Source organism: Weissella minor (genome assembly GCF_001437425.1).
Classification (GTDB): domain Bacteria; phylum Bacillota; class Bacilli; order Lactobacillales; family Lactobacillaceae; genus Weissella; species Weissella minor.
This window is the reverse complement of record NZ_JQCD01000017.1, coordinates 46250-53525: the sequence shown is the minus strand read 5'-3', so window position 1 is coordinate 53525 and position 7276 is coordinate 46250. Positions and strand designations below refer to the sequence as shown.

The 7276-nt window shown below is 39.9% G+C and carries 5 protein-coding genes and 2 tRNA genes; 6 read left to right on the top strand and 1 reads right to left on the bottom strand.

Going from position 1 to position 7276, the window contains the following annotated elements:
* The first annotated feature begins 75 nt into the window (after positions 1 to 75).
* From IV67_RS01620 to IV67_RS01605, 4 genes are all read left to right on the top strand, one after another.
* Positions 76 to 160: transfer RNA gene (locus IV67_RS01620), tRNA-Leu, on the top strand.
* Between the two features lie 33 nt (positions 161 to 193).
* A tRNA-Pro gene (locus IV67_RS01615) sits at positions 194 to 267 on the top strand.
* A 107-nt stretch (positions 268 to 374) separates the two neighbouring features.
* A complete protein-coding gene (locus IV67_RS01610) occupies positions 375 to 674 on the top strand; it encodes a hypothetical protein (protein WP_057786470.1) in 300 nt (99 codons plus the stop codon).
* Between the two features lie 13 nt (positions 675 to 687).
* Positions 688 to 1632 (top strand): ADP-ribosylglycohydrolase family protein, encoded by a 945-nt coding sequence (locus IV67_RS01605; protein WP_057786468.1) that lies wholly within the window; start codon positions 688 to 690, stop codon positions 1630 to 1632.
* A 30-nt stretch (positions 1633 to 1662) separates the two neighbouring features.
* Here IV67_RS01605 and IV67_RS01600 read toward each other — a convergent pair whose 3' ends face one another.
* Positions 1663 to 4527: a YfhO family protein gene (locus IV67_RS01600; RefSeq protein WP_057786466.1), complete on the bottom strand. Its 2865-nt coding sequence runs from the start codon at positions 4525 to 4527 to the stop codon at positions 1663 to 1665.
* A 142-nt stretch (positions 4528 to 4669) separates the two neighbouring features.
* Between IV67_RS01600 and IV67_RS01595 the strand changes: the two genes are divergently transcribed.
* Together IV67_RS01595 and IV67_RS01590 are read left to right on the top strand one after the other, a co-directional pair.
* Positions 4670 to 6091, top strand: coding sequence for an aspartate ammonia-lyase (locus IV67_RS01595; protein ID WP_057786464.1), 1422 nt, complete (start codon positions 4670 to 4672; stop codon positions 6089 to 6091).
* Positions 6092 to 6260: 169 nt separating this feature from the next.
* Positions 6261 to 7247, top strand: a complete 987-nt coding sequence (locus IV67_RS01590) for a mannose/fructose/sorbose PTS transporter subunit IIB (RefSeq protein ID WP_057786463.1) — start codon at positions 6261 to 6263, stop codon at positions 7245 to 7247.
* The last annotated feature ends 29 nt before the right edge of the window (positions 7248 to 7276 follow it).

The following is a 7276-nucleotide window of genomic DNA, read 5'->3' as shown; positions in this document are numbered from 1 at the left end:
CACACCGGTTTGTGGTTCCGGCACGCGTGGGTTCGAGTCCCATCAATCGCCCTTGATGTGATGATTTGATTAGTTGCCGTTGTGGCGGAACTGGTAGACGCGCTGGACTCAAAATCCAGTTCCCTTCTTGGGAGTGTGGGTTCGATTCCCACCGACGGCATGTTCCAGTATAGGAACTGCTTATGATGTATTTCGGGACGTAGCTCAGCTTGGTAGAGCACCTGGTTTGGGACCAGGGGGTCGCAGGTTCGAATCCTGTCGTCCCGATGATGAAAACTGGATTATCCATTCTTATGGATAATCCAGTTTTTTGTTTATAACCATAAAATATGCGTATAATTAAGAGATCAACTAAATGCAGGAGGAACTAGTAAATGGCTGACACAATAACAAATGAATCATTTCAAGATTTAATTGATGACCTCACTAAAGGTGGTCCCGTTGTTGGTGAAAAAAAGTACGCGATTACTGACTTTTTTCACCTGAAGGATGCTGAAGGCAATGAGCAAATTTTTTCAAATATTGATATATTGAAACGGGCTGATGATACATTTTGGATGCCATTAGAAGCTGATCGGCATACGTTGACGAATATAACAACTTATCAAATTTATACTCAGGCATCTGATTCATGGTCAAGCATCAATGACTGGTTTGAGACCGAAGCAATTTGAAAGTGGGCATAATATGAGAGCTGAATCTTTGAGACGTGGTGTATACGGTTTTGCAATGGGTGATGCTTATGGTGTTCCCTATGAATTTAGTCAAACAAACATCGATAATAATAATGAAATGATTGGTAGTGATAGTCAATTAGCCGGTGCTTGGAGTGATGACACAAGTATGGTCTTAGCAAGTATCATGGCGCTAACTGGAATGTACGATCCAAAGGCCATGATGCAAAATTTTGATGATTATTTATATCAAGGTGCATTTACACCGAATCAGCGTGCCTTTGGTTATGGTGAAGAGACGGAAGCTGCGATTAAGTATTTCCATGACCAGGGAAAATTTGGTGACTTTGGTAAAGATAATCCAATGGGGAACGGGAATGGTGCTTTAATGCGAGTTTGGCCCATTGCCTTTTATGATTTTCCATCAGATCAAACGCTAGAACAAGTTGTTGATGAAGTTACAGGTTTGACGCATGGACAAATGCGTTCTAAATTAGTCTCACGTTTGTTTGTGTATTTCATTAGGTTGATGCCACGAATGAAAAATGTGGATCGCGCTCTGATGCAAGCCATTAGGGCAATTAATCGACAGCCAGCAATTCAAAGCTTATTGGAGCAAGAAGAACTGGGCAATTTTGTGATATCAGACGAACAATCAGTCACTGATATCGTCGACCAATTACGTCAGCAAAGTCGTTCAGATATCGTACCGAGTGGGTATGTCATTGATACGCTCAATACGGTTCTCTGGACAGTTTTGAACCATGAAGACTATGAATCAGCAGTAATTGATGTTGTGAGCTTAGGTGGTGACACAGACACAAATGCTGCGCTCGTTGGATTGGTGATGAGTTTTATTGATGAGCAATTACCAAAACACTGGTTCGACACATTGCAGGCAAAAAATAAAATTGAGAGTGTGTTGATATTAGCAGATGAATCGCAAAAGTTTGATTAATGAGATATAGAAAAAAGAGCTAAGAAATAGTTATTTCTTAGCTCTTTTTTTAATGACAAAACTGGTTGTACCAACTAAAACAATTAAGATTAAACCAGTTAAGCTTAACCAGTAACCTAGTTTTAGTCCCGGTGTTTGATAACGCAAATCGATTTCTTGTTTCCCAGAATTTAATTCAAGCCCGATAAACCCGTTATTAACTTGAATGATTTTCTGATTTTTTGAGGTCCAACCATCTGAGTATGGAATTGATGTTGTCAAAATGGTTGGTCGATCGGTGGTTACCTCGCCTTGAAGTTGGTCATCTTTGTAGGTAAGGGGGACGGCATTTGCTTGTGCTTTACGTGCAACTTGTTTAAAGCGCTTATCCGTCGGTATTGCTTTGACACTGACATCAAATGAATAGGTGCCGGGTTGGCTAAAGTTTAATCCAATAAAGTTCATGTCTTCAATATCGGTTGCTGGGCCCAAATTCATTGTAATCGTGTCCTTAGGGTTATAGAAAGAAAGATTTTTACGACCAGTTTGCGTAAATGTATTTTCATAACCATTGTATTTGGCTGTTAAGCTGTATCCAGAAACGCTCTTACCAAGTGTATTTAAATGCTTACGCTGCCAATTAAATTTATAAGCCGCAGCATTTGTATGATAATCAGGTTTCTTTTGTGGATTTGCAGCTTTTTGTTGGACGGTATTTAAATAATTGGCGGTTGCAAAATCAGCATTTTCTTGGAATGAGGCGGGCTTGTATGTGATGTTTTCAATTTCCAAGTGCAATTCGGTGCCATCTAAAGCAGCATTTTCAGGAAGATAAATACCAGTTTGATCGTCTTCTAATTCTGGTGAGAATGTGATGTGCGTCTTAGTTTGCACAGGCTTTGATAAATCACGTTGTAAGGGAACCGTCATAACCGTTTGGGCAAATTTTGAATCTTGCTGCGTACCAATCGTCGTATCAGCTACGACGCGATCAGCTAGTGCGGCTTCACGCATAGTCGGATCAAGTGATTTAAATGCTTTCTCCGATAAAACTTGATCATTAACATAGGCTAACGGATAAACATAGTCACTTTTAGTAATTGGTTGCTGATTGACGCTGGGCGCACCAGGTAACCGTTTATAGTTATCTGGTTGTTGGCTTTCAGCATTGGGATACCAGTACTTAATACCAAGGGTATTGCTGAGCACATTGCGTTGGTCAAAATTGCTTGTGACATTATTGTTGCTGATATTAGGTAACTCTAACTGTTGAAAGAGGCCAGAGACAGCACCATTTTGGTATGACCAATATGATTCAGCATTATGAGCTGCACTTGATAAAGCTAAATTAGTTGCTGGCGCAGGGTCAATCGCTTCACTGCTGCCCAATTGTGTATCAATATATGAGCGATATAGGTTCGATTGGACAGGGTCAGTCGCTGCTCCTGTTGCCTTAGCGATTTTTTGATCATCAGTCTCGTTTAGATAACTTGTTTGTTGATCAATCAATTTTTTAATATTTGTATTAGAGAGTAATTCGGATTTATTCGGATTAAGTTGTACCTGGGTATTTTGCACCATAATCACAAAAATATTAAAAATTGCAAGGAAACTAAGCAAATACAATTTGCCAGTGTGTTGTGTGTACCAATTAAGTGTCGCAACTATTGCAACAGCAATCAGCAACATGCCTGCGTAATTAGAATTAAAGTCAAAATTATTTGAATATAAAAGTGACACACTTGCGACGACTAAACTACCTGTCATCCAGTAAAAATCTTTCTTTTGAAGTGTATTTAGATTATTTAATAAGATGATGCTTGCCAAGCTGACAGGAAGTGCAAGCATTAAGATCCAACGATTTGATGGTGAAGAACCACCATTCATAATTGCTGCGAAAATAGGTGAGAGCAACATAATTCCCGAAATAATAAAAATCCAAGTTAAAACAGGATAATGTTTAAAGCGTCGCACAACATAAATAACACCGATGAGACCGATTATACTGAAACCACCTGTTAGCCAAAAATTAGGCGTGGCAATATTACTCATCAATGTACCAGGCAAAGCGAGATAATAATTTAAAGGATATAAGAATAATCCATTGGCAAATTCAGGGTTACTACGTGCCGATGAAAACATCCCCAATAAACTAGGTAATAATAAAATCATTGGTAGTAATAAACCAATCATGGTCGGAACAAGTAATTTGACCCAGTAACGAATCGAGAGCCATTGGTGATTTAAGCTGGTTTTGATACTAAAGAAAATTAAAGCCCCAAGCGCCAATAAAAATGCGAAATAGTAATTATTCCATAATGTCCAGGCCACCATGACCGTGAAGGGAACATATTTGGGCTTAGCAGATGCAATCACATTATCTAGCGCCACAATTAAGAGCGGGAAGATAATGAGCGGGTTGATGAAAAAAGGATGTGAGTACATCGAAAAAGCCGTGTACCCAGTAAAAAGGTAACCCATGCTTGCTAAGACATTAATTAATGGGCGCTCTGAATCCAGAAAATGACGAACGGCAACTAAGAAAGCCAAACCTGCACAGAACAGGCGCACAATGATCATGACATTATAATAAGTCACCACATGTTGGGCACCAATAAAGGCGACCCCGTAGCTAAAAATGTCACCGAGCGTATAATGCGCAAAAGTTTGATAATAGTCAGCGCCGAGCCCTAACTTGAAATTCCATTGTTCAGGCCAATTATGCGTCGATAGCAGGTGTTGCAAGTCTTTTTGCCATTCAACTAAGGCCGGAATATGCTGTGAAATACCATCAGCTTGTAAAACGAAACTGGTACCGGTTATAAAATAAGGTAGAAATAAAATAAGGGCAATGATTGTAAAAGCCACACTGTAAAGTAACAAGTGTTTTGGCCACCATTTTTCATTGTTAATCATAGTAACTCCTAAGAATAAATTAGTCTTTATTATATCATTTTGAAAAATGTCCTGTTTTGATTTAATTGTTGGTATAATAAAATATTAAAGTTCATTATGTTGATAATAACAGTGATTTTAAAGAAAAGAGGATATTAGACAAATGCGAATTGAAGCGGATTCACTCGGTGAAGTGGCAGTACCTGACGAAGCCTTTTATGGTGTTCATACCATGCGTGCTTTGGAAAATTTTCCAATTACAGGCGATAAGGTTAACGAGAATTTAATTAAGGCCTTGATCCAGGTTAAAGCAGCCGCCGCTAAGACGAACAAAGGGGCAGAAACGCTTGATGCTGATGTTGCTGATGCCATTCTTGCAGCAACTGATAAATTGCTAGCAGACCCCATTGATTTTGAAAATATGTTCCCATTGGATCCAATTCAAGGTGGTGCTGGAACCAGTATGAATATGAATGCGAATGAAGTCATTGCGAATATGGCTTTGACTTTAATGGGCGATGAAAAGGGACATTACAGTGCCGTTAATCCGAATGACCATGTCAATAAAAGTCAAAGTACGAATGACGTGTTCCCATCAGCTGGGAAATTAGCGTTGATTCATATTGTGAAGCCACTGATTGCTGAAATTCAAAAGTTGATGGCCGCGTTGGGTGCAAAAGCGGATGAATTCGTTGATGTCTATAAAATGGGCCGGACCCAGTTACAAGATGCCGTTCCAATGACTTTGGGGAATTCATTCCATGCGTATTTAAAGCCACTTCATCGTGACTTGGAACGCATTGATCAGGCTCAAGCTGCTTTACATGTCCTTAATTTGGGTGGTTCAGCAATTGGGTCTGGAATTAATGTCTCACGTTATTATCAAGAAAATATTATTCCTGAATTAAACGCCGTAACCGGCTTAGAGTTAGAGCAAGCATCTGATTTATTTGATGCGACGCAAAACTTAGATGGCTTTTTACAACTATCTGCTGGGCTAAAGTCATTAGCAGTTGATTTATCAAAAATCGCTAATGATTTGCGTCTATTAAGTTCAGGGCCACGTTCAGGTTTGCATGAAATTAATCTACCAGCACGTCAAGCCGGAAGTTCAATCATGCCCGGGAAAGTAAACCCCGTGATTCCAGAAGTGGTCAACCAAGTTGCTTTTGAGGTGATGGGAAATGACATTACGGTAACAGCAGCGGTTGAAGCAGGTCAGTTGGAATTGAACGCCTTTGAACCCGTGATGTTGTATCGTTTGTTTGCATCAATTGAACATTTGACGCAAGTGTTGAAGACATTCCGAGAAAATGCCATTGAGGGGATTACACCGAATGAAGAACGTTTAGCACAAGATATTGACTTGTCAATTTCATATACCACAGCGATGGCAGCGATGATTGGCTATAAAAAAGCTGCTGATTTAGCGAAAACGGCGTTAAAGACAAATCAACCGTTACGTGAGTTAGCTGAGGCAACCGGTGAGTTTACGCCAGACCAATTAGAGAATGTTTTTGCGGTTGATAAAATTGTTCGAAATGCGCGTACGCCCGAGCACGGGTTAGCAAGTTTTGAAGAGTAAGTATACCAATTAGGTGCATGGCACTGGGCATAGTTGCGAATTGGTAAAGTTTTTTCGGGATTATGAAAATAATTCCGTGAAAACGTTTACAAGCGTTACATTTTCATGCTATTATGTTTAATGTATTAAGCAATGGTTTAATAAAGATATTATTTAAGGAGAAGCAATTATGGTAAAGTTCATTATTGCTAGTCACGGTGAGTTTGCAAAGGGAATCCGTCAATCTGGACAGATGATCTTTGGAGAGCAAGAAGACGTTGAAGTGGTTACTTTCATGCCAAATGAAGGGCCTGATGATTTGATGGCACACTTTAACAACGCCCTTGGGGATTCAACCGATGCCGGCGAAGTATTATTTTTAGTTGATTTATGGGGTGGATCACCATTTAACGTGGCCTCTCGTATTCAAGCTGAGAACCCAGAACGCATGGCAATTATTTCAGGACTTAACTTACCAATGTTGATTGAGGCCTACGGTGCTCGTTTCACAATGGATAAGGCTGAAGATATTGCACACTATTTGGTTGATGTTGCACGTGATGGTGTTAAGACAATTCCAGAAACTGTTGTTGCCACTCCGGCTGCTGCATCAGAAGATGTAACAGAAGAAGCCGCACCAGCTGTAAGTGCCAATACTGATATTAATGAAGTTAAGCACTCTGGTGAAATGACAATGGATGTTCGTTTGGCACGTGTTGATTCACGTTTGCTTCACGGTCAAGTTGCAACAGCTTGGACTAAGGCTGCACAACCAAACCGTATTATCGTTGTTTCAGATTCAGTTTCAAAGGATGAACTACGTAAGACTTTGTTGGTACAAGCTGCGCCTGTTGGTGTAACGGTTAGCGTTGTGCCAGTTCAAAAGTTGATTGATGTTTGGGATGATCCTCGTTTTGTTGGTGTAAAGGCAATTCTATTGTTTGAAACACCACAAGATGTTGAACGTGCCGTTGCTGGCGGTGTTAAGTTAACTGACGTGAATATTGGATCAATGTCTCATTCTGAAGGTAAGCGCATGGTTACGAATGCGATTGCGGTTGATGATGACGATGTTAAGACCTTTGAAACATTACGTGATCAAGGGGTTAAGTTCGATGTTCGTAAGGTTCCTAGCGACCAAAGTAAAGACATCTTTGCATTACTAAAGGAAAAGTAATCGTTACTGTTAGAGTAAAGTAGGAGGAT

Coding starts and splice junctions, on each gene's coding strand:
- IV67_RS01590 (WP_057786463.1), top strand. CDS start 6,261: ATGGTAAAGTTCATTATTGCTAGTCACGGTGAGTTTGCAAAGGGAATC.
- IV67_RS01595 (WP_057786464.1), top strand. CDS start 4,670: ATGCGAATTGAAGCGGATTCACTCGGTGAAGTGGCAGTACCTGACGAA.
- IV67_RS01600 (WP_057786466.1), bottom strand. CDS start 4,527: ATGATTAACAATGAAAAATGGTGGCCAAAACACTTGTTACTTTACAGT.
- IV67_RS01605 (WP_057786468.1), top strand. CDS start 688: ATGAGAGCTGAATCTTTGAGACGTGGTGTATACGGTTTTGCAATGGGT.
- IV67_RS01610 (WP_057786470.1), top strand. CDS start 375: ATGGCTGACACAATAACAAATGAATCATTTCAAGATTTAATTGATGAC.